Raw genomic sequence first — 26,213 nt, 5'->3', positions numbered from 1 at the left:
GTAGCTATATTAGCACCCCATACTTAATTTGCTTTAGCAAAAGTGTATTAATACCTTATTATTCATTCTACTGTTTTCTAAAATTTAATGTGTTAAGCTCTTTATATTTAAATACTTTAGCTATTATATAAATAACTACCATTATAGTTACTAATACTATACCTGTATATAGGGCATCTACGTTTATAACGTAACTTGTGAGTAGGAGATAATTTAAAACCGCTCCTGGTATTAAGAATAAAATATACAAAAATAATACATTGATAATTTTTTTCACATCACCTTTTCCTTTTAATATTGCCTTTCTTAATCCTCTGGTAAAAATAAATGTACAGAAAAGATAATCAATTATAAACATAAATATCACATTTAATGTCATCTGGCTATTAATTAAATAATAGCCAAATGCTATTATTGCTGACATAAATAATGCCAAATTAATACTCTTAACTACATTAAATAATGTTTGATTCTTAAATTTCTTTGTCTTTATTATTTCCTTGCAAAAATCTTCAATATCATTACCGATAATATCTTTTACATCCATTTCATCATTTTGTGCATTTACTAATAAGTCTTTTACATCTTCACTCACTTCACTTATAAAATCATTAGGTATATTACTACTTGATAAGTACAATAATATATTTGTATATGCCTCTTTATATTCACCTTTCAACATACTATTAATCATCCCCCGCCCCTCCTAAAATATTATTTACATCAACATATAACTTATTCCAATAATCTATAAAACTTTTAAGTTCCATATCTCCCACCTCTGATAATTTATAATATTTTCTATTTATTCCTGTGGGTGATTTCTTTTTTTCAGCAATTATTAACTCATTTTTTTCAAGCCTAAGCAACAATGGATAAAGTGTGCCCTCTACAATATCTTCAAATCCACTTTCTTTTAACTTTTTTAATAGCTCATATCCATAGGTCTCTTGTCTAGAAATTATACTTAGTATACATCCTTCAAGAATCCCCTTAAGAATTTGAGAATTATTATTCAAAGTAATTTCCTCCTTTACCTTGTAATACATAGTATATTGATATTATATAACACTATACTATGTATTGCAAGGTATACCTTTTAGGTTAAATAAAAAAAGAGCAACAGCTTCTTAATTGCTATTGCTCTAACTTTTTCTATTTTGTATTGATAATCCTATAATTATTCTACCTTGAAATTTTTTGGTTGCTTTATTATAATTAATAAGTCTTTAAGCATGGCTATAGATTTAAATATTAATTTATCCGATGGCTACCATCCGTAACACCCCTATCCTCTTCAGGTGGGGGATGACGGCTGCTACGCCCCTGGATAAGTTCCTCTAAGACTCAGATTGAGAGATGTATTCCTTATAAGCAAACTCCACCCGAGTCTAAGAATCACTTGATCTCTACTTAAGCTTAGCCCTCAAAAACATTATCTTCATTCCCTTACTTCGAAACTTCTCTTCATATTCTGTCATTATATTTTCTTTGAAATCTGAGTTATGAAGATCGTAGGTATGGTAAATCAATTCAAATCCACTTTCGTTAAAATACTCTAATGAAGCATCAAATAAGTCTTTGTCATCACTTTTAAACCAAATCTCACTTTCAGGTTGTAAAAAGGTTTTGTATCTTTCTAGAAACCTTGAGTGGGTAAGTCTTCTTTTATTATGGCTTAATTTAGGCCATGGATTACAAAAGTTTATGTATATTCTATCTATCTCATTTTTATCAAATACCTCTTCTATAAATGCAATTTCTAAAGGAATTAGTCTTATATTATCTACTTCCCTTTCTACTTCATTTACTTTTCTTAGGGCATAAACCAAAACTTCATCTTTTAAATCTATTCCAATAAAGTTTATATCTTTATTAGCCTGTGCTTGTGTGCCTATAAATTTACCCTTTCCACAGCCAAGTTCTAGATAAATAGGATTGTTATTTTTAAATTCCTCTTTCCAATTGCCTTTTAATAGCTTTGGTTCTGTTATTACTTCTTTGCTTTGTTCTAATTCTGGTCTGGCCCACCATTTTTTTCTAAGTCTCATTTTTCCTCCTTGTAATAATGCTATAAAGCTTTTTAATACAAGATACGCTCATATTAAAAAGCCTTTGCATACGTAATATTATGTGTTTTTATTTTAAATTTCTAATATTTCAAAATAACTTTATGTATTTAAATTCAAATATCCATCCTAGTTCATTAAACTTACATCCCCGTAAGTTTAAATGAAACATTTATAAGCCCTTGTGCTAAAGCACGTGCAGGATTTCCAACTAAATACGAAGATAGTGGTGATACTATAAATATAATTAATACGATATTTTGGTATCTATTTATAGTTTCTGAATATTTATTAAATTCTTTAGGAAATATATCTCTTAAAATATGAAATCCATCAAATCCGGGTATAGGCATAAGATTTAAGAAAAATAACATACAATTAATTGTTAGGATAGGTTTAATAATTGCTATTAATACACTTACAAGCCTTCCCCCCACATAAAACTTACTCATAAATATAACTAATGAAAGTACTAAAGCACTAAATACAGCTAAAAATAAGTTTGCCAAAGGCCCTGCAAGGGATACCTTTAAATCATCTTTATATCTATTTTTAAATGCATAAGGATTTACCTGTACAGGCTTTGCCCAGCCAAAACCTAGAAGTAGAATCATTAAAAATCCTACTGGATCAACATGCGCTATAGGATTTAGGGTTAATCTGCCTTGAAACCTAGGTGTTTTATCCCCTAATCTATCTGCAACTAAAGCATGAGCATATTCATGTAAGGTAAAACCTAATAAAATTGCAGGTATACTTAAAATAATACCTAAAATATCAAAATTTCGTAACATAGTTGTCCTCCTAAAAATTAATCGATCTTTGTCTTGACTAGCTTACCTTGACTTGAACTTGCTATACCACCTTTATAAATTTGAAGAAATCTTCCTTCATACTTTAACTCTTCACCACTTATAGCATCTTTAAGTATACCTTCTAATTTAGCATTAATATATACTTTTCCATCTCCTGTTACATTTATATCTTCTTTATTTACTGGATTAGTTAGACTTATCTTACTCCAACTTCCTGGACTATCTTTTAAATTACCATAAACTATGGTTTTTATTTTTTCGCCCTCTTTATCTCCTATATAAATTGTATCTTCATTATCTACTCCTAATATATTAGGATTTTTTATCCCTGGAATTTCTATAGGATTTTTTATTTCTGTTGAGTATATTTTTTTATAAGTTATATCTTCATATAACAAATTATCCTCACGAGTTAATACCTTTATGTTACCTATTATATGAGACCTAGTTTCAACTTTATTTATGTCATGCATTATATTTACCCTGTATAGTGAAGATCTATTTCCTGTTTGTATACTTTTTACATATGTAGTGTTAGTAAGGGATGTTGCGATATTCTTTATAGATGAATCTGCATTAACTTTAGCTAAATTTACTCTTTCACCATCATTATCAGCTATTTCACCCTTTTCATTTTTTCCTGCATCATAGTATGTGAGTTTTAGTACGGTTCCTCCATTGTCTGAAGGCATCTTTTCTCCAATAAGCATTCTATTTTGATTTGAAATCCAGGTATAATAAGTTATGGTACATCCTTTTTCAGCTTCTACCTTTTTCTTTTCGCCAGTAAGTGTATTTATAACATCAATGGCTTTTTCATCATTATAAGCCAAATACTTTCCTGTAAAAGATACTGCAACATTTTGAGATTCTTCTGGTACTAATATATCTACATTGCTCTTCTTTTCTTCCTTTTTTTCTACCTTTTTAATTTTCATATTTGAAGTTCCCTTAGCTAAATAATAATTATTTATATAGAAGAAGCCTATAAATTGGATAGAAAGTGATAATAGACCCCATAAAATAATTCTTTTGAAATGTTTCATCTAATTCTCCCCTTTGATCGCTATTTAAACTATTTTACATACATACAAGAGGCACCGGTTCTTTCTCCTGTACTATCGCTTGGAGTATTTATCACTTCGTCTTCATAATACATAGTTGAAGATGATCCACCATCTAAATTAGTAGCATTTACTGCACCATACTCTTTTAACATTACGTCTTGGATATCTTCTAAAGTTGCTCCAAGTCCTGTAATGTTTCTTCCCTCGGTAACTAACATAAGTATAGCACCATCTTCCCTTTGTCCTATAGCTGTTCTAGGTGCATTTCCCCAAGCTTCCACACTAACCTTTTTACCATTTACTATAAGGGCTGGCCCGAAACTTACAGCTTCTGTGGCACCAAGCTTTTTAAGTTCAGCTACACTGTAGGGTCCTACTAAAAGCTTACCTTCCTTTGTTAAGGCAACCATCTCTCTCTCCTCACCATCTACAAGATCATTGTGTATTATCTTACCATCGGCCAATATTAACCCTTTAGGATTAGCTCCTGTACCCGTCCATTTTTTGCCTCCATTGGTGTCCTCAAAGGATCCCCCATTTATAGCTGCCACAGCATCCTTATCTCTAGCCATCTCACTAGTAAGCTGCCCTTCTGTATAAAGTTTACTCGTATATCCAACCTTAACTCTTGTAGGATCATGAACTATTAGCATATAGCCTTTAAATTTACCTGGTACATGTATATCTTGCCTCTCTATATTTTCATCATGCTTTTTAGATATCTTAATATCATTAGAACTTAGATCTTGCTTTACACTCTCAGCACCATGACTCCCTAATATGCTATCTATTCTTTCCTGTGACAAAAATGAAGTAGCTATCCATTGATGACTTAAAGTTGTCATAGCAGAACCTACTAGGGTAGTGGTTACATTCTTAAATGGTCCATAATAGGCTATAATTGGTGCAGTTGCTATTGTAAATATAATCTCGAATATAACAAATCCAGTAAATAACTTCCACGAAAATTTACTTTTACTCTTCTTTTTTATTTTCTTAGAATTCTTATTCATTCATTCCTCTTCTCCTTTATAACTCCATTTAGCTGTGCCTATATTTCCTATACGATGTATTTTGTAACTTAGTTATTTAAATGTAAATTTGTAGAATTATATAATAATACAATCCTAGAATATTGTTTAAAAGTTTTTAAATCTTTTTTATTATATAATTTATTCATTATAAAAGCAAATATATGCTTTATATCAGCCTTACAATATACTTATACATAAAGTTATACATAAAGTTATTAAATATCATAAAAAGCTTTAGTATTCCTGTAAATAATACTAAAGCTTTATTCTTTTAATCAATATCCATTAAAATATCAGTTAAGATACTTAAATCTATATTACTTTATTCTGCTATTTCTAAGGCAACTTCCATCATTTGAGTGAAGGTCTCTTGTCTTTCTTTTGATGTAGTTTCTTCTCCTGTTAACATACTATCACTAACTGTTAATATGGATAATGCCTTTCTATTAAACTTAGCAGCTATTGTATAAAGGGCAGTAGTTTCCATTTCAATTGCCATAACCCCAAATTTAGCCCACTTTTTCCAAGAATCTCTATCATCTTGATAAAAGCTATCTGCTGTAAATACGCTTCCTACTTTAACATTTATTCCAAGGCTAGTTCCATAATCATAAGCCTTTTTTAAAAGTTCAAAATTCGCTGTAGGTGCATAGTCTCTACCATCAAATCTTATCTTATTTATAGCAGAATCCGTGCAAGAGCTCATGGCTAAAACCATATTTCTAACCTTAACATCTTCCTGCATACTGCCACAAGTTCCTACTCTTATTAGAGTTTTAACATCATAACTTTGTATAAGTTCATTTAAATATATTGATATGGATGGTACCCCCATGCCTGTACCTTGAACAGATACTCTTTTCCCCTTATATGTTCCTGTATACCCATACATACCTCTAACTTCGTTATAACATATAACATCTTCCAAAAAGTTATCTGCTATAAATTTAGCCCTTAATGGATCTCCTGGTAATAGTACTATATCTGCTATTTGTCCTTCTTTTGCTCCTATATGTACACTCATTTAAACCCTCCTTAAAATATATGGCATCTTTAAATCTAACCTTCTAAATCTAAAACAGGTTAATATATGAAAAGTCCTCCTTCGATGCCTACAATATTATTAAAGTATATAACATATGTTAATCTTTTTCAATATGACATATTTATTGTATTTCAATCATAGATTATAATTTTGTATATTTAAAATGATACTTCTTGTTCAATTAAACCACTTAGAAGTACTCTTATATCTACAATTTTTAAAGAGTACCTTTTTATAATACAGATCTTTTAAATTCTTCTAGTCCTATTCTATCAATAAAGTCTCCTAGTTTTTCTCCAAAAGTTGCTGTTTCGTTATAAAAATTCAATACTCTCTCTACTAATTCATAAGCCTCTTTTTCACTTATATCTTTAGCTATTATATCCGCAAGTCTTGGGTTAAATCCTGCTGATCCACCTACTACAACTATAAACCCAGGTTTATCAGCTATAACACCAACATCTCTTGCATAGACACTTCCACAAGCATTTCTACATCCTGCCACGCCTATCTTAGTTCTATTTGGCATTTCAGCTCCATAAAACTTATTCAATAATTTCATGCCAATACCAATAGTATTATATTTTGATCTTTTACAAAACCCTGCTGGGCACATCTCCACATTTTTAACTGAATATTGACTTTTAACAGCTGGCTCCATACCTAGCTCTTCCCAAATCTTAGGCAAGTCTTCTTCTTTTAGATTTGTTATCATTATTCTTTGACCTGAAGTTATCTTAAGTACCCCATTATACTTTTTAGTTACTTCTGAAATTTTTATTAAAGTATCAGGAAGTATAAATCCTGCTGGTATAAATGGTGTAATTGCAAAGGTTCTCTTCCCATCTCTTATCTTTTGAAGGTTTCCGTAATGTGCTCCCATAATAAATCTCCTTATAATACATATTTTTTATTTTAACAATGAAATTTCATCTAAATTTAATAATAGAGTGATATATAAAAGTCCTCAATATAATTAAATTTTATCTGCTAAAATTCAATATATCAAGGACTTTTTATAATTATCATTTATTAGGTATTTTAAAAATATATTTGTTTAACCTATTTATTTTTAATACACCTTGATTATATAGATCTTTTATCTTATCCTAATATTTCTTTTATATCATTTTCTGCATTAGTTATTGGGCTAATTCCAAAGTTATCCACTAAAACTTGTAATACATTTGGTGATATAAATGCTGGTAATGTTGGTCCAAGCTTAATGTTCTTTATATTTAAGGATAATAATGTAAGTAATATACATACAGCTTTTTGCTCATACCAAGATAATATTATAGAAAGAGGCAGATCATTAACTCCACATTCAAAAGCGTCTGCTAGGGCTAAAGCTATTTTTACTGCTGAATATGCATCATTACATTGTCCTACATCTAGCAGTCTTGGAAGTCCTGCAACTGTTCCAAAGTCAAGCTTATTAAATCTATACTTTCCACAAGCTAAGGTCATTATAACTGTATCACTTGGAAGTGATGTTGCAAGTTCAGTGTAATAGTTTCTTCCAGATTTAGCTCCGTCACATCCACCTATTAGGAAGAAGTGCTTTATTAAACCTGTCTTTACTGCTCCAACTATTTCATCAGCATGACTTAATGTAGCATTGTGTCCAAATCCTACTAATATCTTCTTCTCATCTTCATCTTCATTCCATCCACCAAGCTCTAAAGCATGATTTATAACTTCACTAAAATCTTTAACTCCATTTTCATCTGCTAATATATGGTCACAACCTGGGAATGCTACTACTCCTGAAGTAAATATTCTATCCATATAACTTTCTCTTGGCTTTTGAATACAATTTGTTGTCATAAGTATAGCTCCTGGAATATTATCAAATTCCTTTTGTTGATCTTGCCATGCTCCACCAAAGTTACCTACTAAGTGAGAGTACTTTTTAAGTTCTGGATAAGCATGTCCTGGAAGCATTTCTCCATGAGTATATATATTAATACCTTTTCCTTCTGTTTGCTCTAACAATTGTTTTAAATCCTTAAGATCATGACCTGATATTACTATGAAAGGTCCTTTTTTCTTTGTAATTAAAACTTCTGTAGGTTCAGGATGACCATAGCTACCAGTATTAGCTTTATCTAATAGTTCCATAATTTTAAAGTTAACTTGTCCAAGATCCATATTTAATCCTACTAAATCACTTACAGATAAATTATTATCTAAAGTACTCATAAGGCCCTTATAAAAGAACTTATTCACTTCTTTATTTGTAAATCCTAGTACATAAGCATGGTGTCCATAAGCTGCCATACCTTTTAATCCATAAACACAAAGTTCTCTTAATGAACGTATATCTTCGTTTAATGACTTGTCTACCATTACTCCAAACTTTGCAGCATCTTCTATCATATCTTCTACTAAAGATGGAGCCATATAATCTGCTTCCTCAAATCCTTTTATATCAACATTTCCTGCTAAAGCTTTTACTTCTTTTTTTATTTCATTAGCTTTATTTATTAATTGAACTAATCTCTCATCATGGAAGTTAACATTAGTTAATGTTGTAAATAATCCATCCATCATAAATCTATCAATTTCGTCGCTTAACTCAATGCCTTTTTCCATGGCCTTATAACCATAAAAACCTATTCCCTTTAATTGATGTATTAGAAGATCTTGTAGTGCAGCAATATTTGCATTTTTACCACATACCCCTACTTTAACACAACCTTTTCCGCCTACAGTTTGTTCGCATTGGTAACAAAACATTTCACTTTGAATTTCTTTTTTTAGTGAAAGTCCTTCATTTAATGAATCTACCAATTCTGTAACATCCATACCATGTATTTCAGCTGCATCCTCTAAAGATTCCATTTGTGATGAAGGACATCCTATACATCCTAGTCCCTTTGACATTAATATTTCAGCTGCTTTTGGGTTAACCTTTAAAACGTCACCTATTACAGTTTCTCTTGTTATCATATGATCAATTCCTCCTTGAGATTTATTTAATTTCTTAACTATCTATATTCATATTCCAAAGTGTGAGCTTTATATTTTATAAAGCTAATCTTTTTAGTTTCTTTTGGAATACCTTATGATGCTATTCTACTAGACCTAACCTTTATTATCGGTAACAGATGTTACACTACTCTAAATTCTTTTAATTTCTTTTAATTTCTTTAAGTAATATCTTTAAAGGTTATATATATGAAATATTGTTTGCATCTAATTTTTTTTGTAATATATGTTACCGACAAGGGTAATATAATTTTATATTATTATATTAAATAATTAATTGGTTTTTGAAAGGAGAATAATATATGAGTAAATTTTTAGCACCTATACATTCATGGCTTTTTAATAAAATAAAGATTTCTGAAATGTTAGAAAAAGATATAGTAGAGGCCTTTGATAAAAAGTATGGTAATGCTTCTATTATATATGAAGAAATCGTTAATAACTTAGGACATCCTACAGAAGATCTGCCCCTTGAGGATATTATTGATAAATCTAATATTCATGGGTGGCTTCAAGAAAAGATATCTTTAACTGAAAAAAGAACTTCGGCCTTAGTTACAGAACTCATCTTAAAATTTGGTGAAGATTCTAAAAGTATCATTATAGATGCCTTTAAAGCTCAAGGAGAAATCTGCGGAAAAGAAGTTAAAGAAGATTCTTTCCTAGAAAGTCCAAGAGACTTATTTAAAGCTGTTAATAATTACATTTTAGAAGGTATGCCTTGTGATAATGTAAATAGCGTATCAGAGGATACTGAAGACAAAATACAATGGGTTACTTCTAAATGTCTTCACAAAAAATATTGGGATTTAGTAAATGGAGATATAAACACATTTTATATCCTAAGGAAGGCTTGGATTGAATCTTTTGTAGAAGCTATAAATCCGATGTTCCTATACAATCGAATTATAGAAGATAATAATGGAAACTGCACTTTTATAAATTCTATATATAAAAATAACATTTAATTTTCATAGTGTTAAAACTTTATAGTACTTATACAAAAGACGGAGGCTGATTACATATTTTATAAGTATCTTTTTATTTCTTCTATGGTTGCTACTTTTCCTATCATTTTAACTTTTTCATCTACAACAAGAGAAGGTGTTTGCATAACTCCATATTTTATTATTTCCTTTAAATCAGTTACTTTTTCTATGGAAGCATCAATACCTAATTCTGCCACTGCTTTACGCGTGTTTTCTTCTAGTTTCTTACACTTACTACATCCTGTACCTAAAATTTTAATTATCATAATTATATTCCTCCTAGTCTATATTAATAAAAATGAAAAAGCATTAAATAAATATCCTATAACTAGTATACCTACTGTTACAATAGCTATAAATGTAACTAGTAACTTTGATTTTACAACCTTACTTAACATTATTATAGAAGGTAATGAAAGAGTTGTTACTCCCATCATAAAAGCTAAAACTGTCCCAATACCAACACCCTTACCAACTAAAGCTTCTGCTATAGGGATAGTTCCAAATATATCTGCATAAATAGGTATCCCTACTAATGTAGCTATTAAAACTGAAAATGGATTATTATGTCCTAAAATTCTTTCTATTACTGACTGTGGAATCCAGTTATGAATAGCAGCTCCAATACCCACTCCTATTAAAATATATAACCAAACCCTTTTAATTATATCTTTAACCTGATCTTTTGAAAAGGATATTCTTTTTTTACGAGTCATTTCATCTGCTTCAATATCTAAATCTTGGGCTCCCCATACATAATCTTCAATATACTTCTCCATATTTAACTTTTCTATAATAGTCCCTCCTACTACTGCAAGAAGCAAGCCTACTATTAAATAAGCTACTGCTATCTTCATTCCAAAGAAAGAAACTAGCAACAAAAAAGATGCTAAATCTACTAAAGGTGAAGATATTAGAAAAGAAAATGTCACTCCTAGAGGAAGTCCTGCTGATGTAAATCCTATGAAAATAGGTATACTTGAACAGCTACAAAAAGGAGTTACAGTACCTAATAAAGCCCCTAGTATGTTTCCCTTTATACCTTTAAAATTGCCAAGAATTTTCTTCGTTTTTTCGGGTGGAAAATAACTTTGTATATATGATATCATAAAAATTAATACAGATAATAATATAAAAATCTTTATAGTGTCATAAATAAAAAAATGTATACTTCCTCCAACTTTATCATCTATAGATATACCCAATACTTTTTCAACAAATATACGTACAAGGTCCCAAAGCCATGTCATTTTCAATAATTGATTGTTTAACCAACCAAATATTTCAGATATAATAGTCATTAAAATTCCCCCATCTTTATATTTTATTAATGCATACTTGTAAGTTCAATATATTTTGCTGCAGCTTTACTTTTTTCTATATCAGATTTTAAAGTTGGATAATCATTTACGCTAGTAACTATATCTTCAAGTATCTCTTCAAATAATTTATCCCCTCTATTTAAAGAATAGAATATATACTGTTCTTTTCTTTCATCCTTTACTAATCCCATATCTCTAAGTCTAGCTAAATGCTTTGATACATTTGGCTGAGATATACCCGTAATACCACAAATCTGACATACACAAAACTCATTATGGAACAAAAGTACCATTATCCTAAGTCTTGTTTCATCTGAAAGTAGTTTAAAATAATTTATTAATTTATCTATGAAATTCATCTCCTTCCATGTTATTTAAAATAATTATCTTAACTTCATCTCTTCTCCTATTATTTCTTCCCATGCATTAAATATTGGTCTTATTATTTGAACTCCTATTTTCGATATAATCACCAATTCAGAATTTACCTTTTCATTATCAATTGGCTTATAATCTATTATGTTACCTACTACGTCCACTTGATTCCATCCATCTTCAAATTTTAAAAACCCTTTTATTCTATAACTATCTTTTTTAATAGTATCCAAAAACTTAGTAAGTTTTGCTTTAATTAATTCCCCATTATAGGTTAAGGTTAAGGTTTTTGGCTTGTTTTCAGGAGTATTAGTACTTTGCTCTGTACAATCCCATTCCTCATTTATAAGATTTTTTTCTAAGAAGTTGTAATCTGTTTTTCCATCTATAGACTCCACAATATCTACTTTATCATTTATATCTTTAATCTTTTCTTTAATTTCTTTTATCCTATCCTCCGCTATTAAATCTACCTTAGATATAACTACTAAATGACAAAATTTAAGTTGTCTTTCTACAGTCTCTATATCTTTTACTTGCTCTAAAAAGTTTGTGCCATCTACTATGCAAATTGCCCCTCTGTAATCATATGCATCACCTTTAGGCACCTTTACAGCTTCTAAAAACTCCCCTATATTAGATGGGTCCGCTAGCCCAGAGCTTTCTACAAAAACATATTCCATATTCCTATCTACCATTTCTATTAAAGAAGATATAAAAGAAAGTTGTAAGCATGAACAAAATATTGATCCTCTATTAATTTCTACAAGTTCCATTCCTTCTCTTTGTATTATGGTTCCATCAATCCCAATCTTACCAAACTCATTCATTATTACAGCTACCTTATTTCCTGATAAGTCATCTAGAATATTAGTAAGAAAAGTAGTTTTTCCTGCTCCTAAAAAGCCTGTAAGTAAATATAGTTTTGTTTTATTTTTCATTGATCTTCCCTCCTTATATTTTGGCTTTTCCATATAGTCACATGCTTATATGCGCATATGGGTATATTGATATATTAACTCCATTATTTTAGATTGTCAATAGTTCAACCAAGCTTAATAATTTGTCATCTAATAACAGTTAAACTTAATAATTCCATAGCTTAACATAAATCACTTCCTTCATCTTATTAATCACATCTCATCATAAATTACTTACTTCATTTTCTTTAAATTCAGGTATATTATAGCTTAGTTATATATATATATATATATTATTATTAATATTTATATAAAGAGGCTATGTATGAATATAAACGAAACATATAGACAAAATAATTATAGAAGATTTGATGCTGTAACCTATGCAATAACTTATGCCTTAAAGCATAATCCTAAATATAGATACTTTCCTCTTTTAGGTGACACAAGTGGCAATTGTGCTAACTTTATATCACAGTGCCTATTTGCTGGTGGTAGCCTTATGGACTTTAATCAACATCATCCTTGGTGGTATAAAAAATATAATGGAAATGTAATGAAGGATACTTGGTCCATTTCCTGGGCTGTAGCCCATTCTCTATATTACTTTTTAAAAGTAAATGAAAGTATTAACTCCCCCTATGTAAAAGGTTTAGAAGTCTCTAACAAAGAGCTCTTAGAGGTTGGAGACCTTGTATTTTTTGAGGACAATAGGCGCGTTATCTTTCATTCTGCTATTGTAACCTCTTTTATAGGCAAGGAACCTTTAATCTCTCAGAATTCATTTGACGCTTTGAATATACCTTTTAGAAGTTCTTGGACTGCTTATAAGATACATTTTGTAAAGATTATTATTTAATTTTCATTATTGATTATTTCTTATTATTATAGTATTATTAGCTATCAAGTGATTCTCAGGTTCAGGTGAGATTTACTTCTAAGAAGTGATATCTATATAAGCCTTATACGAATTTATACATTTGGGTAGAAGTGGTATCAAGTGATTCTTAGACTCAGGTGGAGTTTGCTTATAAGGAATACATCTCTCCATCTGAGTCTTAGAAGAACTTATCCAGGGGCGTAGCAGCCGTCATCCCCCACCTTGAAGAGGATAGGGGTGTTACGGATGGTAGCCATCGGATAAACTTTATTTAAGTCAAATAGAGTTAGCACAATCCATAAAAATGTAACTAGGAGAGATAATTATGAAAAAATATGTATGCATAGAATGTGGTTATATATATGACCCCGAGGTAGGAGATATTCAAAATGGTATATCAAAAGGTACTTCTTTTGATGATATTCCAGAAGATTGGCTTTATCCTGTTTGTGGAGAAGGTAAGTATGTTTTCGAAGAATTATAATAATAACTTTTAACATTTAGGATTTAGCTTAATGTAATAAATTAAGTTAAATCCTTTTTAGCTCTAAAGATCTATTCACATATAATGTATTTGATTCATATTTTATATTGTATCGATATTAAAAGGAAGGAAATTATGTTTAATTTTTATGATTTAGATTTTACTGAGCGTAACAACATGAGAGTTTATAATGACGACAATTCACTCCCTGAAGAAGTGGGCGAGTACGAGGTAGAAATAATGCCACCATATTATTATAATCCATATGGTATGAGGTCACAAAACCCAAGCTCTCCTCCTGGACTTCCACCTTCATTTATACCCTCTAAAACCCAATCAAATGTTAAGAGTTTCGGTGGACCTAGTACCTTTGCTATAGATGCTGGTGGTATAAGACCTTGTCTTTTTAAGTTTACTTATATATGGCAAACCAACGGAAGATCATATTGGTCCTACCTTACCTTTGTTGGTAGAAACTCCATAAGTGGTTTTAGATGGATGAATCGTAGATGGGTTTATTTCGGATTAGATTTAAACAGGATAGACTCTTTCTTTTGTTAACTAAAGGTTATATTCTCTTTTATAATTAGCTTTTCAATTAATTTCAATCCAATATAAAAAGCCCTTGATTGTTTTATATAAATCAAGAGCCTTTTATTTTTTAAATCTTTTTAACAACTATATGCAAATGTTCAGTGGAATCTCTATATTGTGGAAGCTCACAGCTTTCTACTGCAACCTTTAGTAAATTATCATATACTCCTCTATCTTCTTTATAAAGATTCAAGACTCTATCTCGAATCCCTGATAGAAAGCTTTCCACTCCAGCATATGATACAATATGAAATCCGCCTAGCCTTACTTCATCTAGTGCATGTACTGGTGTAGAAAAATATGCTTCTGTGAAACTATTGTTCTCATCAAAGGTCTGTTCATCTAAATACCCATAAACATTTTCTAATTCCCTAAATGTACTACTAAACTCTGTTATTCCAGCCTTTAATATCCCCCATGAATTTAAATAAGAAATTATAGCTATACCATCTTTTTTTAAAATTCTTAGGGTCTCTTTTAAAACATTTATTCTTTGCTCTTTATCTAAAATATGATACATTGGTCCCATTAATAAAACCCCATCATACTTATTACTTTCTAAAATGTTTAAATTAAGAGCATTTTCACATAAATATCCTTCTGCCTTTAGTCCTAATTCTTCAATATTCTGTTTTGCTATTTCAAGTTCCTTTTCAGATAGTTCTAATAGAGTTACATTGTATCGCTTTTTTAATAACTCTAATGAATATCTTCCTGGTCCAGAACCTATATCAATAATCTCACCTGTTTTAGGAAAATATTTATCTATAAGATGCATTGTACTATTAAACTCTATGCTACTATATGGATTATTTAATCTTTCAAGCTCCAATTGTGCATTTTCATCATAATAACCTTTTACTACCTCACTCATATTATACTCCTTTCAAAATCAAAATAAGATTCTATTAAAGCAATTTAATATTACTTTTTTCACAAAGCTTATGTATTTCTTCACCCCATAAAGAAGCTTGAACTTCTCCAATATGAGCTTTTCTAAGGAAGTACATACATATCCTTGACTGACCTATTCCCCCACCTATAGTATAAGGTAACTTACCTTCTAATAACATCTTATGAAATTCTAATGACCTTTTATGATCACAACTTGCAATGCTTAATTGTTTTTCTAGTGTCTTTTCATCTACTCTTATTCCCATAGAGGATAGTTCAAGTGCAATATTTAATATTGGATACCAAAATAATATATCTCCATTTAAGTTCCAATCATCATAATCTGGAGCTCTTCCATCATGTCTTTCACCTGACTTTAATGCTCCTCCTATTTGCATTAAAAATACTGCCTTCTTTTCTTTGCAAATAGCGTGTTCTCTTTCTTTTGATGTTAACTTTGGATACATATTTTCTAACTCTTGCGTAGTTATAAAGAATATTTCTTCCGGCAAAATTTTATTTAAACTAGCATACTCACTGCAAATATACTCTTCTGTTTCTTTAAATACCTTATATATGGACTTTACTATTCCTTTTAAAGTCTCCATATTTCTTTCTTCTTTTAAAATAATCTTTTCCCAGTCCCATTGATCTACATATATAGAATGTATATTATCTAGATCTTCATCCCTTCTTATGGCGTTCATATCTGTATAAAGACCTTCACCTTCCTTAAATCCATATCTATGCAAAGCCATTCTTTTCCATTTTGCTAGAGAATGTACTATTTGAGCTTCTCTTTCCTCCAATGCTTTAATTCCAAAGCTTACCGGCCTTTCTATTCCATTTAAATCATCATTTAATCCAGTATCGCTAGTTACAAATAAAGGAGCAGATACTCTTGTTAAATTTAATGCGTCCGTAAGATTATCTTCAAAATAATCCTTAACCTTTTTTATAGCTATCTCTGTTTCTTTTATATCTAACTTTGTTTCATATGCTTTTGGTATTATTGTTTCCATAATTGCTCCAACTTTCTATCACCATATAGGTTTTTTAGTTTAGAAAATAAATAATTTTATCCTTATAGATTCGATGAATATGGCCTAATTCATTGAAATAAAAAAAGCCCTTCATCCTAATAAATTAGGACGAAAGACTAAACTTCCGCGGTACCACCTAGGTTAACTAAAAGAGTTCACTTAATCAGCACGGAATCAATTAATGAATTCGATACTGTCCTAGCTTTAACGATTAGGCTCCGTTCAATACTACTCTCTTAGATTTCGCTTGAAAACTCCAGGATGTTCTTCCTTATAAATTTAGTATAGGACTTTCACCAACGCCTACTCGCTAAAACTTTCCCTTATAAGTACTCTTCCTATCAATGTTTATTATAAATATTTATTTCTTGTTATTATATAGTGTTAATAAGAAACTGTCAATATTATTATCATATTTTTTTATACATTCTTTATTATATATCAGATTTTAATATATGTCCCTTTAATATATTTGATGATTCTTTAAGACTTTTAAGTTCTTCTTCACTAAGTGGAACTTGCAATATCTTTTCCGTACCCCCTTTTCCAATTACTGTAGGTATACCTAGATATAAGTCTTCAATTCCATATTCACCGGTAAATAAACTTGAAACAGTAAGTATTGCCCTCTCATCTCTAACTATAGCCTCTACAATTCTTCTAATAGCAACTGCTACTCCATAGTTGGTATAACCTTTCCTATTTAGTATTTCGTAAGCTGCATTTTTAACATCTTCTGAAATTTTATTTTTAAAATTTGTATTGCAGCCCTCTATTAAATCATCACAATATTCATCCGCATTCATTCCAGCGATACTTGTAAGGCTCCATGCTGCAATCTCAGAGTCTCCATGCTCTCCTATTATATAAGTGTGTATATTTCTTGCATCAACTTTAAAGTGTTCACTTAACATATATCTAAACCTTGAGGTATCTAAAACAGTTCCTGAACCTATTACTCTCTCCTTTGGAAATCCAGAAAGTTTATATGTAATATAGGTTAATACATCTACTGGATTAGAAACTACAAGCAAAATTGAGTTTGGACTATACTTAACTACTTCTGGAATTATACTTTTAAAAACCCTTAGATTTTTATTTATTAAATCCAATCTAGTTTCACCAGGTTTAGGCCCAACTCCTGCTGTTATTATTACTATATCTGAATCTCTTGTATCCTCATAATCTCCTGCCTTTATATCTACTGGTTTCACAAAGGAAGCTCCATGAGATAAATCCATAGCCTCAGCTATTGCCTTGTCTTTATTTATATCTACAATTACTATTTCTGAGGCAAGCCCTCCAAGCATTAATGCATAAGCTGTGGTAGAACCTACAAAACCTGCCCCTATTATAGAAATCTTTGTACCTTTAATATTCATAAAACCTCTCCTTTGTTGTCAACTTCTAATTTATATCATTTATTAATATAATTTGCTATTTACAAAATATAATTCATGTAATTAAATATTCTATTATTTTATTTATACTAATATACTATATCAACTAAAAATTATTATCAATGATATAGCACAAAAAAACAGGCAAAGCCTGCTTTTTTATAAGGATTACAGTTGTAAAGGTTTAATAAAACTAATTTTACATGAAATGTGACAAAACAACGAAAAGCAGCCTAAAACCTGAATACGTCAAGTGATTCTTAGACTCAGGTGGAGTTTGCTTATAAGGAATACATCTCTCCATCTGAGGCTTAGAAGAACTTATCCAGGGGCGTAGCAGCCGTCATCCCCCACCTTGAAGAGGATAGGGATGTTACGGATGGTAGCCATCGGATAAAGTAACGTCAATACAAATATCAACTTAAATATGCAGCTTTAATTCTTAATTTCTGACCAAATTAAATCATAATACTTCACAGCATCACCTATATCCATTAAGTAATCTCCTTTTTCTAGTTCCTCTTTTGGTGGAAAAGACAAAGGACTTTCTAATATTTCTTTTGGTGTCATTGGATAGGTTGCTTCATTACAATTTGTATAAGGATAAACCTTAGTAAATTCTATACTAACATCTGATTCTAATACATAATTTAGGAATAACTCTGCCTCTTTAGAATTTTTTGAGCCCTTTGGTATTACAAAGTTATCTTGTTGTAAGAATAATCCTTCTCCTGGTATAATCGCTTTAAGATCCTTATTTTCAGCCATTGCAAAACCTGCTTCTGCAGACCAGGCAACCCCTATTGGAACTTCCCTGCTTATAAGCATAGCCTTAGAGTTATCACTATCATAAGCCTTTATATTAGGCTGAAGAGTCTTTAATTTAATTTTTGCCTCATTTAACTTATCAACATCCGTTTCATTAAAATCATATTTTAATGTTTTGAGTGTCATACCAATAACCCCTCTTGGGTCATCCATCATAACTATTGAATCTTTAAATTTCTCTTTCCAAAGATCATTAAAGTCTTTTATTTCGCCATCTTTTATTTTAGTAATGTCCACCACTATTATAGCCTCTGACCTCATATATGGAACACTATACTTATTTTCCTTATCGAAATATAAGTCTTTAAATTCCGATCCAATATTTGACCAATTATTTAAATTACTTGTATCTATCTCTTCAAGCATATCTTGCTTTCTCATTATATCCACCATATAATCTGCAGCTACAACTACATCGTATCCATTTCCACCCGCCATCATTTTAGCTAACATCTCTTCATTAGAACCATAGCTAGAATAATTAACTTTTATATTATATCGTCTTTCAAACTCCTCAATAACAGGCTGTGGTATGTAATCTGACCAATTAAAAATATTTAATTCTCCTTCATAATGAACAGCTTTACTAGAAGCCTTCCAAACTCCTAATGTAAATATAAAAATGAAGCTCATAAGAGTTGCTAGGAGTCTTTTTATGTTTTTACTTTTAATGTTATTAGACCTTATCTTTTCTGCAACTATAACCACAGTAACTGTTAGTATTATAAGTACAGTAGACAAGGCATTAATTTCTGGACTAACTCCGAACTTTACCATATTAAAAACCTTCAAGGGAAATGTCATACTACTAGGTCCCGCTACAAAAAAACTTATTATCACATCATCTATAGACAATGTAAATGCTAAAAGTCCTCCTGCAATAACTCCTGGCATAATGCTCGGAAGTGTGATCTTCATAAATGTTTGAAAAGGTGTTGCTCCAAGATCCATAGCAGCCTCTTCTATAGACTTATCAAAGCCTTCTAATCTAGCCCTTACTACCACCACAACGTAAGATATACTAAAGGTTATATGGGCTATAATAAGTGTTAATATACCACTACTGATTTTAGCCAAAGAAAAAAATGCTAGTAAGGCAATACCTAGAACTATCTCAGGTATAACTATAGGAATATATAGCATTCCATCCACTATAGACTTTCCCTTAAATTTTGATTTATATATACCAACTGCAGTGAGTGTTCCAATTATTACGGACACTATACTGCTCACAAATGCAATTATAAGGCTGTTTTTAACGGATACTAAAAGCCCACTATTAGTTAAAAGCTTTTGATACCATTTAAATGTGAATCCTGTCCAAGTAGCATTTAATTTGGATTGATTAAATGAAAATACTACAAGTATTATTATTGGAATATAAAGTATAAAGTAAATTAACGCTGAATAAACTTTTCCAAGAACCTTTAAATTATTCTTTTTCAACTCTACATCACCTTATCCTTATACTTAGATTTTGTAATCTTAAAATATCCACCTATTATAATAAGCATAACTACGATCAGTATAACAGAAATAGCAGATCCAAAAGGCCAGTCTCTTGCCATAAGATATTGATTCTTAATAAGGTTACTAATCAATATAACCTTACTACCTCCCATAAGGTCTGGTATAAAAAAGTATCCTAAGGTAGGTACAAATACCAAAAGAGCTCCTGCCATAACCCCTGGCATAGTAAGGGGCCATATTATCCGAGCAAAATTTTTAAATGGATTGGCTCCTAAATCTGATGCAGCTTCAATAAGGGACTTGTCGATCTTTTCTACAGAAGAATAAATAGGTAATACCATAAACGGAAACATCATATATACCATACCAATGAGCACCGATGTATTAGTATAAAGTAATTTTAAAGGTTCTGATATAAAATTTAGTTTTATAAGGTATGAATTAATTATCCCCTCTGTCCTTAAAAGTATTATCCAAGCATAAGTTCTTATAAGTGAATTAGTCCAAAAAGGTAACATTACCAACATAATAAGTGGACCACTAAACTTTTTAGGAGCTCTCCCAATAAAAAATGCAAAAGGATAAGCAAATACCAAGCAAATAACAGTGGTAAAAAATGCAATGATAAGGGATTTTAATAATATGTTTAAATATAATGGGTCCATGAATCTTATGTAACTTTCCAGGTTAAAACTGTATATAACCTCGCCAAACTCACCTCTTGTAAAAAAGCTTACAAGTACCATAAGCATAACCGGGACCAAGAAAAAACAAGTCATCCAAATTACTACAGGATAAAGAAGCCTATATGATCTTTTCTTTTTTTTCATTAGGCCCTTACCACCACTGCACTATTACTCTTCCAGGTTACAAAAACTTTATCCTTTTTATTTGTAAAATCAAAGCTTTCCCCCACAAATTCATTTATGACTATGTCTTTACCATTATTAAGTTCTACCACAGTTTTCAAAACAGATCCCATATATATTTTTTCCTTTAATGTACCCTCTAACCACTGGTCATCTAAATTAGGCTTGCTCTTAATCTTCAATCTTTCTGGCCTAACTGCTATACATACAAACTCTCCTATTGAAAATCCAAGGTCCTCTACTTTTATATTTTTACTTTGTCCTATCTCTAGTAAAGCCTTTTCATTTTCAATAGACGTAACTTTTCCTTCTATTAAGTTCGTCTCTCCTATAAAATCAGCTACAAATTTAGTTTTAGGTTTTTCATATATTTCTTCTGGAGAAGCTATTTGTTCTAAATTACCTTCATTCATCACAGCTATTCTATCAGACATAGTTAAAGCTTCTTCTTGATCATGTGTAACGTATATAAATGTAATTCCTAGTTCTTTTTGAAGATGTTTCAATTCTAATTGCATCTGTTTTCTTAGTTTAAGATCTAAAGCTCCTAAGGGCTCATCTAGAAGTAGCACTTTAGGGCTGTTTATAATAGCTCTAGCAATAGCTACCCTTTGTTTTTGGCCTCCACTTAGTTGTGATGGCATCCTATCCTCGTAGCCCTCAAGTCTAACTGTTTTAATCATTTCATTTACTTTTTCTTTGATTTTTGTCTTGGCTACCTTTTTCATAGTAAGACCAAAAGCAATATTATTATAAACATTAAGATGAGGAAATAAAGCATAATTTTGAAATACTGTATTAACATTTCTTTCATAAGGTGCCTTTAAAGAAACTTCTTCCTTATCAATATATATATTTCCACTAGTTAATTCTTCAAATCCTGCTATCATTCTTAAGGTTGTAGTTTTTCCACAGCCACTAGGACCTAAAATAGTTAAAAACTCTCCTTCTTTTACATCAAGAGATATTCCTTTAACCACTGGCTCTCCATTCTTTTCATAGGATTTAAACGCATTTACTAATTGAACAATTGTTTTACTCGCCAACTTATTCTCAACTCCTTACTTTACATTTGTTTTTTTATAAAAAAGAAAACTTCCCCACCTTTTTAAGGCAAAGAAGATATTTATTAAACAGTAGTCGAAAATATAATTTTCGTATAAAAATATATCATAATTACATAGTTTATACAATAGTTTTGCCTTAAATTTCACTGTTTTTTTTAATTAATACTATGAAATCACAAAAGCTACTAGATATGTTAAAAAACAATGCTTAAATATACCACTTATAATGTATAAAAATTTCTTTATATTTGTAAAACCTTTAGATTAAGTCTATCAAATTATTTAGAATACTTTTAATAATACATATTTTAATAAAGTACTTTATTTTTTTTAAAATACCTATATAATTGTTTTGTTTGTAAAAATAAATATATTCTATAATAAAATTTTTTTAATTTGATTATAGAATATATTTATGGAATTATTTAAGGAGGTGCTTTCTTATGAAAATAAATTTAATTGGTGTACCTATATTTTACGGTTGTGATAATAAAGGTGTAGAATTTGGTCCTGATATATTAAGAGAAAACGGTATCGATAATATTGCAAAGAAGTACGGTCATGAACTTTGTGATTTAGGAAATATTATTGTTCCAAAAGTGGATGAAAGTCATAAATATGTGGCACATAAAACTATGAAATATTTAGATACAGTAACGAAGGTAAATGAAGATTTAGCAAATGAAGTATACAATTCATTAAATTCAGGTGTTTTCCCTTTTATTATTGGAGGTGATCACTCCATAGGGCTTGGTAGTGTTTCTGGTGCTAGTAAATATTTAGATGATATAAGTGTTATCTGGGTAGATGCTCATGGAGATATAAACACAGATACAACCTCTCCATCTGGCAATGTTCACGGAATGCCTCTTTCCGCTTCTATGGGTATCGGTCACGAAGATTTAACAAATATCTTTTATAAAGGTAGGAAAGTTAATCCTAAAAATGTTTATATAATTGGAGCAAGAGATTTAGATAAAGGTGAGCAGGATCTCATTTCCAAGCTTGGTCTTAATGTTTGGTCTACAGAACATATAAAGAAAAATGGTATAGAATCTGTTATAAATGAACTTATTAAAATTTTAAGTAATAATGGCAGTAAAAATATCCATCTAAGTTTTGACATTGACGCTTTAGACTCAAAGTTAGTTCCTGGAACTGGTACGCCTGTGTCTAATGGATTAAGCATAGTTGAAGTTAAATATATCTTAATGTCTATTTTAGACACAAAGAATGTTAAGTCTATGGATTTTGTTGAGCTAAACCCTAAAATTGATAAAGATAATAAAACTCTAGAATTATCTTTAGAAATGATTGATCTAATATTTAGTCATATTTAAATTAATAAAAGTAATTCTCTTGTAGTGAGAGTATAATCATATAATTTTTAAGCTATCTTTTATTTAACTCAAACTGAACAACCTCTTCTTATTTAATAATAATAAGGTTTATGTTATAATTACTTTTATAGTTGTATTATTATCAGGAGGTTTACCAGATGAAATTAATTTTTTTTGATACCGAAACAACAGATTTAAGACCTGGCAGCATATGCCAATTAAGTTATATATTAGTAGACACTGCAACGAAACCTCAAAGAACTATAGGTAAAAACATCTTTTTTACAGTAGAATCTATGGAACCTTCTGCTGAAAAGATACATGGTTTTTCCTTAGAGTCTCTTTATGAATTAAGTGGTGGACTTTATTTTGAAGATCAATACGAGAGCTTCATGGATGACTTTTTATCTTCAGATATAGTAATAGGCCATAATGTTAATTTTGACATTAAATTTTTAAGGCATGAAGTTGAAGGTTGCGGGGAAGAGTTCAATCCAAAAATACCTTTTTGTACTATGGGCTACTACAAAAATATTTGTAGATTATCTAATAGTAGAGGAGATATAAAAAATCCTAAGCTAGAAGAAGTCATTGCCTTTTTAAACATAAGTAAGAGTAAAATTGAAGAGCTTAGCCAAAAGCTTTTTGGTGGATCAGGCAATTATCACGATGCAAGATTTGATACTACCGCTACCTATTTGATAGTTATAGAAGGAATAAAAAAAGGGTTTATTCCAAAGCAGTACTTTTCTAATATGCTAGAATCTAAAATTAACATTTAATTATCAAGTGAGTCTTAGAAGAACTTATCCAGGGGCGTAGCAGCCGTCATCCCCCACCTGAAGAGGATAGGGGTGTTACGGATGGTAGCCATCGGATAAATGAATTATTTAATATTTTTAAGGAATTATACTATTGGTTAATAATATAAACTTTTATTTTAACAAATTGTATATTCTTAATTCTATTACTTGTAAAGGATATATATTTTGTTTATAATGAATGTAGCTAATATTTATTACTAATAAATATCAGATCACTTATTTTAAACGTGAAGGAGGATTTTACCATGCAAAAATATATTTGTATAGTATGTGGTTATGTTTACGATCCTAAAATTGGAGATGAAGATAACGGAGTAGCACCAGGAACTAGTTTTGAAAATGTACCTGAAGATTGGGTGTGCCCACTTTGTGGAGTTGGCAAAGATCAATTTGAAGTAACTGAATAAAAAGACAAAAAGTCTATACACTTTTGAGTATAGACTTTTTATTTACTAAAATGCTCATTGATGCATCTGAAAGCTTGTCTTTTATTTGATTATAGTTTAAAATATTTATAAATAACTATTTAAGATAGTTGTACTATTTCATAAGTTTTATTCATCAAAGATTAAGTATTATATAATTAAAGGAGGCATTTTATATGGATTCTAAAGAATTAGATACTATCGATATGTTAAAGATTTTAAGAGATAAACCTACTTTAAAAGCTATAAATGATAAAGGGTGTATAGTTGGAGTTACTGGTGATGAAAAAAATATAAGCATTAGAAATACTGGTTATGAAAAGCTAAGCCTTGAAGATAATTGGGTAATGATTGAACCTATTGAATATGACAAAGCTAATGAGCTATTTAGAAAAGGTAGAATGGTAGAATTAATTTATCCAAGTGGCAGAAGAAAGCAATATAGAAAAATGCCTTTAGACGGCAATATAATTCTAGAAACAGACTTACCAATACCTAGCGATGGTCTTTGGTATTGTTACTGGTCTTAAACTATAAAATTATAAAAAATAGACTAGTGTACACTAGTCTATTTTTTATTTTATTTAGTCTTTTATCGAATTAATTAGTCAGACTTAAGATAAAATTTATAGGTTTAACAATGCTGTTAGTTTTGATTCTAATTCCTTGCATTTATCTTTATCCATAGGCTCAATGCCTTCTAATTTATACTTAATATCCATACTCTTATACTTATCTAGACCTAAGGTATGATAAGGTAATAATTCTACCTTTTCTACATTCTTTATTGACTTTATTAATTTAGAAAGCTCTGTTATATGTTCTATAGAATCTGTAATTCCTGGAATTACCACATGTCTTATCCAAATCTTAGCATTAGACTTTTCTACTGCATGCAAAAATCTCCAAGATTCTTTTCCATCCTTACCAGTTAAATTTAAATAGCTTTCTTCCGATACATTTTTTATATCAAACAAAACTAAGTCTGTGTATTTTAATATTTCATCATAGTCTGAAAGTCCGTATCCTGAGGTATCTAATGCAGTTTTAATTCCATTTTCCTTGCATAATTTTAAAACTTCTAGTAAAAACTTAGGTTGCATAAGTGGATCTCCTCCAGAAAACGTTACTCCTCCCCCTGACTTATCAAAATAAGACTTATACCTTGATATTTTCTTAATAAGGTCTAAAGCTTCAATTTCTTCTCCACCTTTAAAGTTCCAGGTATCAGGGTTATGGCAATAAGCACATCTAAGTGAGCAGCCTTGGAAAAATACTACAACTCTAATTCCAGGTCCATCTACAAGCCCCATAGTTTCAATAGAATGTATTTTACCTTTCATAATCTCCACTTCCTTTGTAATGCACATCAAATATAATCTTTCTACTAGAATATCAAGTGATTCTAAGACTCAGGTGGAGTTTGCTTATAATGAATACATCTCTCCATCTGAGTCTTAGAAGA

General features: G+C 30.2%; 28 protein-coding genes and 1 other annotated feature. Of the genes, 8 read left to right on the top strand and 20 right to left on the bottom strand.

Translation table 11 applies throughout. The annotated features are described in order from the left end of the window. Window positions 1–67: 67 nt before the first annotated feature. The 9 genes from BV55_RS0110900 to hcp form a co-directional block, all read right to left on the bottom strand. Window positions 68–694, bottom strand: coding sequence for a DUF1048 domain-containing protein (locus BV55_RS0110900; RefSeq protein ID WP_029452854.1), 627 nt, complete (start codon window positions 692–694; stop codon window positions 68–70). After that, the gene (locus BV55_RS0110895; protein WP_029452853.1) at window positions 687–1,019 is read right to left on the bottom strand and encodes a PadR family transcriptional regulator; all 333 of its coding nucleotides are present in this window, start codon (window positions 1,017–1,019) and stop codon (window positions 687–689) included. The genes BV55_RS0110900 and BV55_RS0110895 overlap by 8 nt, the downstream gene beginning before the upstream one ends. Before the next feature lie 390 nt (window positions 1,020–1,409). Next, the gene (gene trmB / locus BV55_RS0110890; RefSeq protein WP_029452852.1) at window positions 1,410–2,051 is read right to left on the bottom strand and encodes a tRNA (guanosine(46)-N7)-methyltransferase TrmB; all 642 of its coding nucleotides are present in this window, start codon (window positions 2,049–2,051) and stop codon (window positions 1,410–1,412) included. Between the two features lie 161 nt (window positions 2,052–2,212). Further along, the gene (locus tag BV55_RS0110885) at window positions 2,213–2,863 is read right to left on the bottom strand and encodes a site-2 protease family protein (RefSeq protein ID WP_029452851.1); all 651 of its coding nucleotides are present in this window, start codon (window positions 2,861–2,863) and stop codon (window positions 2,213–2,215) included. Window positions 2,864–2,880: 17 nt separating this feature from the next. Continuing rightward, window positions 2,881–3,930: a hypothetical protein gene (locus BV55_RS0110880; RefSeq protein WP_029452850.1), complete on the bottom strand. Its 1,050-nt coding sequence runs from the start codon at window positions 3,928–3,930 to the stop codon at window positions 2,881–2,883. Window positions 3,931–3,959: 29 nt separating this feature from the next. Continuing rightward, the gene (locus BV55_RS0110875) at window positions 3,960–4,964 is read right to left on the bottom strand and encodes a phosphodiester glycosidase family protein (protein ID WP_035794376.1); all 1,005 of its coding nucleotides are present in this window, start codon (window positions 4,962–4,964) and stop codon (window positions 3,960–3,962) included. A gap of 343 nt (window positions 4,965–5,307) precedes the next feature. Further along, window positions 5,308–6,009, bottom strand: coding sequence for a purine-nucleoside phosphorylase (gene deoD / locus BV55_RS0110870; protein WP_029452848.1), 702 nt, complete (start codon window positions 6,007–6,009; stop codon window positions 5,308–5,310). A gap of 253 nt (window positions 6,010–6,262) precedes the next feature. Beyond that, window positions 6,263–6,913, bottom strand: coding sequence for a nitrite/sulfite reductase domain-containing protein (locus BV55_RS0110865; RefSeq protein WP_029452847.1), 651 nt, complete (start codon window positions 6,911–6,913; stop codon window positions 6,263–6,265). A gap of 221 nt (window positions 6,914–7,134) precedes the next feature. Further along, entirely contained in the window at window positions 7,135–8,985 is a 1,851-nt protein-coding gene (gene hcp / locus BV55_RS0110860) for a hydroxylamine reductase (RefSeq protein WP_084170548.1), read from the bottom strand. Window positions 8,986–9,326: 341 nt separating this feature from the next. Between hcp and BV55_RS0110855 the strand changes: the two genes are divergently transcribed. Further along, on the top strand, window positions 9,327–9,992 hold the full coding sequence (locus BV55_RS0110855; protein WP_029452845.1) for a hypothetical protein: 666 nt from the start codon (window positions 9,327–9,329) through the stop codon (window positions 9,990–9,992). 59 nt (window positions 9,993–10,051) lie between these two features. Here the strand turns inward: BV55_RS0110855 and BV55_RS0110850 are convergent, their stop codons facing one another. Genes BV55_RS0110850 through BV55_RS0110835 form a run of 4 tightly spaced genes read right to left on the bottom strand, consistent with a single transcriptional unit; the run spans window position 10,052 to window position 12,651 of the window. After that, window positions 10,052–10,279, bottom strand: coding sequence for a thioredoxin family protein (locus BV55_RS0110850; protein ID WP_029452844.1), 228 nt, complete (start codon window positions 10,277–10,279; stop codon window positions 10,052–10,054). Window positions 10,280–10,297: 18 nt separating this feature from the next. Continuing rightward, the gene (locus BV55_RS0110845) at window positions 10,298–11,314 is read right to left on the bottom strand and encodes a permease (RefSeq protein ID WP_029452843.1); all 1,017 of its coding nucleotides are present in this window, start codon (window positions 11,312–11,314) and stop codon (window positions 10,298–10,300) included. Window positions 11,315–11,340: 26 nt separating this feature from the next. Continuing rightward, complete coding sequence (locus BV55_RS0110840) at window positions 11,341–11,694, bottom strand: ArsR/SmtB family transcription factor (protein ID WP_341349702.1); 354 nt, start codon at window positions 11,692–11,694, stop codon at window positions 11,341–11,343. A 24-nt stretch (window positions 11,695–11,718) separates the two neighbouring features. After that, window positions 11,719–12,651 carry a CobW family GTP-binding protein gene (locus BV55_RS0110835; protein ID WP_029452841.1) on the bottom strand — a complete coding sequence of 311 codons (933 nt, stop codon included), beginning with the start codon at window positions 12,649–12,651 and terminating at the stop codon, window positions 11,719–11,721. Window positions 12,652–12,961: 310 nt separating this feature from the next. On the opposite strand from BV55_RS0110835, the gene BV55_RS0110830 reads away from it, so the two are divergent. The 3 genes from BV55_RS0110830 to BV55_RS0110820 all read left to right on the top strand — a co-directional run bounded on the left by BV55_RS0110830 (window position 12,962) and on the right by BV55_RS0110820 (window position 14,555). Further along, entirely contained in the window at window positions 12,962–13,489 is a 528-nt protein-coding gene (locus BV55_RS0110830; RefSeq protein WP_029452840.1) for an amidase domain-containing protein, read from the top strand. Between the two features lie 346 nt (window positions 13,490–13,835). Beyond that, entirely contained in the window at window positions 13,836–13,994 is a 159-nt protein-coding gene (locus BV55_RS15385) for a rubredoxin (RefSeq protein ID WP_084170547.1), read from the top strand. Between the two features lie 135 nt (window positions 13,995–14,129). Beyond that, the gene (locus tag BV55_RS0110820; RefSeq protein WP_157469650.1) at window positions 14,130–14,555 is read left to right on the top strand and encodes a hypothetical protein; all 426 of its coding nucleotides are present in this window, start codon (window positions 14,130–14,132) and stop codon (window positions 14,553–14,555) included. A gap of 100 nt (window positions 14,556–14,655) precedes the next feature. Here BV55_RS0110820 and BV55_RS0110815 read toward each other — a convergent pair whose 3' ends face one another. From BV55_RS0110815 to BV55_RS0110790, 6 genes are all read right to left on the bottom strand, one after another. After that, entirely contained in the window at window positions 14,656–15,462 is an 807-nt protein-coding gene (locus tag BV55_RS0110815) for a class I SAM-dependent methyltransferase (protein ID WP_029452838.1), read from the bottom strand. A 34-nt stretch (window positions 15,463–15,496) separates the two neighbouring features. Beyond that, window positions 15,497–16,504 (bottom strand): aspartate--ammonia ligase, encoded by a 1,008-nt coding sequence (gene asnA / locus BV55_RS0110810; protein ID WP_029452837.1) that lies wholly within the window; start codon window positions 16,502–16,504, stop codon window positions 15,497–15,499. Window positions 16,505–16,626: 122 nt separating this feature from the next. Beyond that, window positions 16,627–16,879: a binding site (T-box leader), on the bottom strand. An 80-nt stretch (window positions 16,880–16,959) separates the two neighbouring features. Continuing rightward, window positions 16,960–17,907 carry an L-lactate dehydrogenase gene (locus BV55_RS0110805; protein ID WP_029452836.1) on the bottom strand — a complete coding sequence of 316 codons (948 nt, stop codon included), beginning with the start codon at window positions 17,905–17,907 and terminating at the stop codon, window positions 16,960–16,962. Between the two features lie 453 nt (window positions 17,908–18,360). Beyond that, complete coding sequence (locus tag BV55_RS0110800; RefSeq protein ID WP_029452835.1) at window positions 18,361–20,199, bottom strand: extracellular solute-binding protein; 1,839 nt, start codon at window positions 20,197–20,199, stop codon at window positions 18,361–18,363. A 2-nt stretch (window positions 20,200–20,201) separates the two neighbouring features. Then, complete coding sequence (locus BV55_RS0110795) at window positions 20,202–21,053, bottom strand: ABC transporter permease (RefSeq protein WP_029452834.1); 852 nt, start codon at window positions 21,051–21,053, stop codon at window positions 20,202–20,204. Next, a complete protein-coding gene (locus BV55_RS0110790; protein ID WP_029452833.1) occupies window positions 21,053–22,138 on the bottom strand; it encodes an ABC transporter ATP-binding protein in 1,086 nt (361 codons plus the stop codon). Before BV55_RS0110790 ends, BV55_RS0110795 begins: the two co-directional genes overlap by 1 nt. A gap of 464 nt (window positions 22,139–22,602) precedes the next feature. Here BV55_RS0110790 and rocF point away from each other — a divergent pair, with 464 nt between their 5' ends. From rocF to BV55_RS0110770, 4 genes are all read left to right on the top strand, one after another. Continuing rightward, window positions 22,603–23,499, top strand: a complete 897-nt coding sequence (gene rocF, locus BV55_RS0110785; protein ID WP_029452832.1) for an arginase — start codon at window positions 22,603–22,605, stop codon at window positions 23,497–23,499. 158 nt (window positions 23,500–23,657) lie between these two features. Next, the gene (locus BV55_RS0110780) at window positions 23,658–24,281 is read left to right on the top strand and encodes a 3'-5' exonuclease (protein ID WP_029452831.1); all 624 of its coding nucleotides are present in this window, start codon (window positions 23,658–23,660) and stop codon (window positions 24,279–24,281) included. A 287-nt stretch (window positions 24,282–24,568) separates the two neighbouring features. Then, complete coding sequence (gene rd, locus BV55_RS15380; protein ID WP_084170546.1) at window positions 24,569–24,730, top strand: rubredoxin; 162 nt, start codon at window positions 24,569–24,571, stop codon at window positions 24,728–24,730. 194 nt (window positions 24,731–24,924) lie between these two features. After that, window positions 24,925–25,278 carry a hypothetical protein gene (locus BV55_RS0110770; RefSeq protein ID WP_029452830.1) on the top strand — a complete coding sequence of 118 codons (354 nt, stop codon included), beginning with the start codon at window positions 24,925–24,927 and terminating at the stop codon, window positions 25,276–25,278. A gap of 96 nt (window positions 25,279–25,374) precedes the next feature. Here BV55_RS0110770 and pflA read toward each other — a convergent pair whose 3' ends face one another. Beyond that, window positions 25,375–26,094 (bottom strand): pyruvate formate-lyase-activating protein, encoded by a 720-nt coding sequence (gene pflA / locus BV55_RS0110765; protein ID WP_029452829.1) that lies wholly within the window; start codon window positions 26,092–26,094, stop codon window positions 25,375–25,377. Between the last annotated feature and the right edge of the window lie 119 nt (window positions 26,095–26,213).

The sequence above is a fragment of the Clostridium algidicarnis genome (genome assembly GCF_000703125.1).
GTDB lineage: Bacteria > Bacillota > Clostridia > Clostridiales > Clostridiaceae > Clostridium_L > Clostridium_L algidicarnis.
The sequence above is the reverse complement of the archived record's forward strand: the minus strand, read 5'-3'. Positions and strand labels throughout refer to the sequence as shown.

Excerpts from the sequence above, each read along its gene's own strand:
- BV55_RS0110900 (WP_029452854.1), bottom strand. The coding sequence starts at position 694 with ATGATTAATAGTATGTTGAAAGGTGAATATAAAGAGGCATATACAAAT.
- trmB (WP_029452852.1), bottom strand. The coding sequence starts at position 2,051 with ATGAGACTTAGAAAAAAATGGTGGGCCAGACCAGAATTAGAACAAAGC.
- BV55_RS0110885 (WP_029452851.1), bottom strand. The coding sequence starts at position 2,863 with ATGTTACGAAATTTTGATATTTTAGGTATTATTTTAAGTATACCTGCA.
- BV55_RS0110880 (WP_029452850.1), bottom strand. The coding sequence starts at position 3,930 with ATGAAACATTTCAAAAGAATTATTTTATGGGGTCTATTATCACTTTCT.
- BV55_RS0110875 (WP_035794376.1), bottom strand. The coding sequence starts at position 4,964 with ATGAATAAGAATTCTAAGAAAATAAAAAAGAAGAGTAAAAGTAAATTT.
- deoD (WP_029452848.1), bottom strand. The coding sequence starts at position 6,009 with ATGAGTGTACATATAGGAGCAAAAGAAGGACAAATAGCAGATATAGTA.
- BV55_RS0110865 (WP_029452847.1), bottom strand. The coding sequence starts at position 6,913 with ATGGGAGCACATTACGGAAACCTTCAAAAGATAAGAGATGGGAAGAGA.
- hcp (WP_084170548.1), bottom strand. The coding sequence starts at position 8,985 with ATGATAACAAGAGAAACTGTAATAGGTGACGTTTTAAAGGTTAACCCA.
- BV55_RS0110855 (WP_029452845.1), top strand. The coding sequence starts at position 9,327 with ATGAGTAAATTTTTAGCACCTATACATTCATGGCTTTTTAATAAAATA.
- BV55_RS0110850 (WP_029452844.1), bottom strand. The coding sequence starts at position 10,279 with ATGATAATTAAAATTTTAGGTACAGGATGTAGTAAGTGTAAGAAACTA.
- BV55_RS0110845 (WP_029452843.1), bottom strand. The coding sequence starts at position 11,314 with ATGACTATTATATCTGAAATATTTGGTTGGTTAAACAATCAATTATTG.
- BV55_RS0110840 (WP_341349702.1), bottom strand. The coding sequence starts at position 11,694 with ATGAATTTCATAGATAAATTAATAAATTATTTTAAACTACTTTCAGAT.
- BV55_RS0110835 (WP_029452841.1), bottom strand. The coding sequence starts at position 12,651 with ATGAAAAATAAAACAAAACTATATTTACTTACAGGCTTTTTAGGAGCA.
- BV55_RS15385 (WP_084170547.1), top strand. The coding sequence starts at position 13,836 with ATGAAAAAATATGTATGCATAGAATGTGGTTATATATATGACCCCGAG.
- BV55_RS0110820 (WP_157469650.1), top strand. The coding sequence starts at position 14,130 with ATGTTTAATTTTTATGATTTAGATTTTACTGAGCGTAACAACATGAGA.
- BV55_RS0110815 (WP_029452838.1), bottom strand. The coding sequence starts at position 15,462 with ATGAGTGAGGTAGTAAAAGGTTATTATGATGAAAATGCACAATTGGAG.
- asnA (WP_029452837.1), bottom strand. The coding sequence starts at position 16,504 with ATGGAAACAATAATACCAAAAGCATATGAAACAAAGTTAGATATAAAA.
- BV55_RS0110805 (WP_029452836.1), bottom strand. The coding sequence starts at position 17,907 with ATGAATATTAAAGGTACAAAGATTTCTATAATAGGGGCAGGTTTTGTA.
- BV55_RS0110795 (WP_029452834.1), bottom strand. The coding sequence starts at position 21,053 with ATGAAAAAAAAGAAAAGATCATATAGGCTTCTTTATCCTGTAGTAATT.
- rocF (WP_029452832.1), top strand. The coding sequence starts at position 22,603 with ATGAAAATAAATTTAATTGGTGTACCTATATTTTACGGTTGTGATAAT.
- BV55_RS0110780 (WP_029452831.1), top strand. The coding sequence starts at position 23,658 with ATGAAATTAATTTTTTTTGATACCGAAACAACAGATTTAAGACCTGGC.
- rd (WP_084170546.1), top strand. The coding sequence starts at position 24,569 with ATGCAAAAATATATTTGTATAGTATGTGGTTATGTTTACGATCCTAAA.
- BV55_RS0110770 (WP_029452830.1), top strand. The coding sequence starts at position 24,925 with ATGGATTCTAAAGAATTAGATACTATCGATATGTTAAAGATTTTAAGA.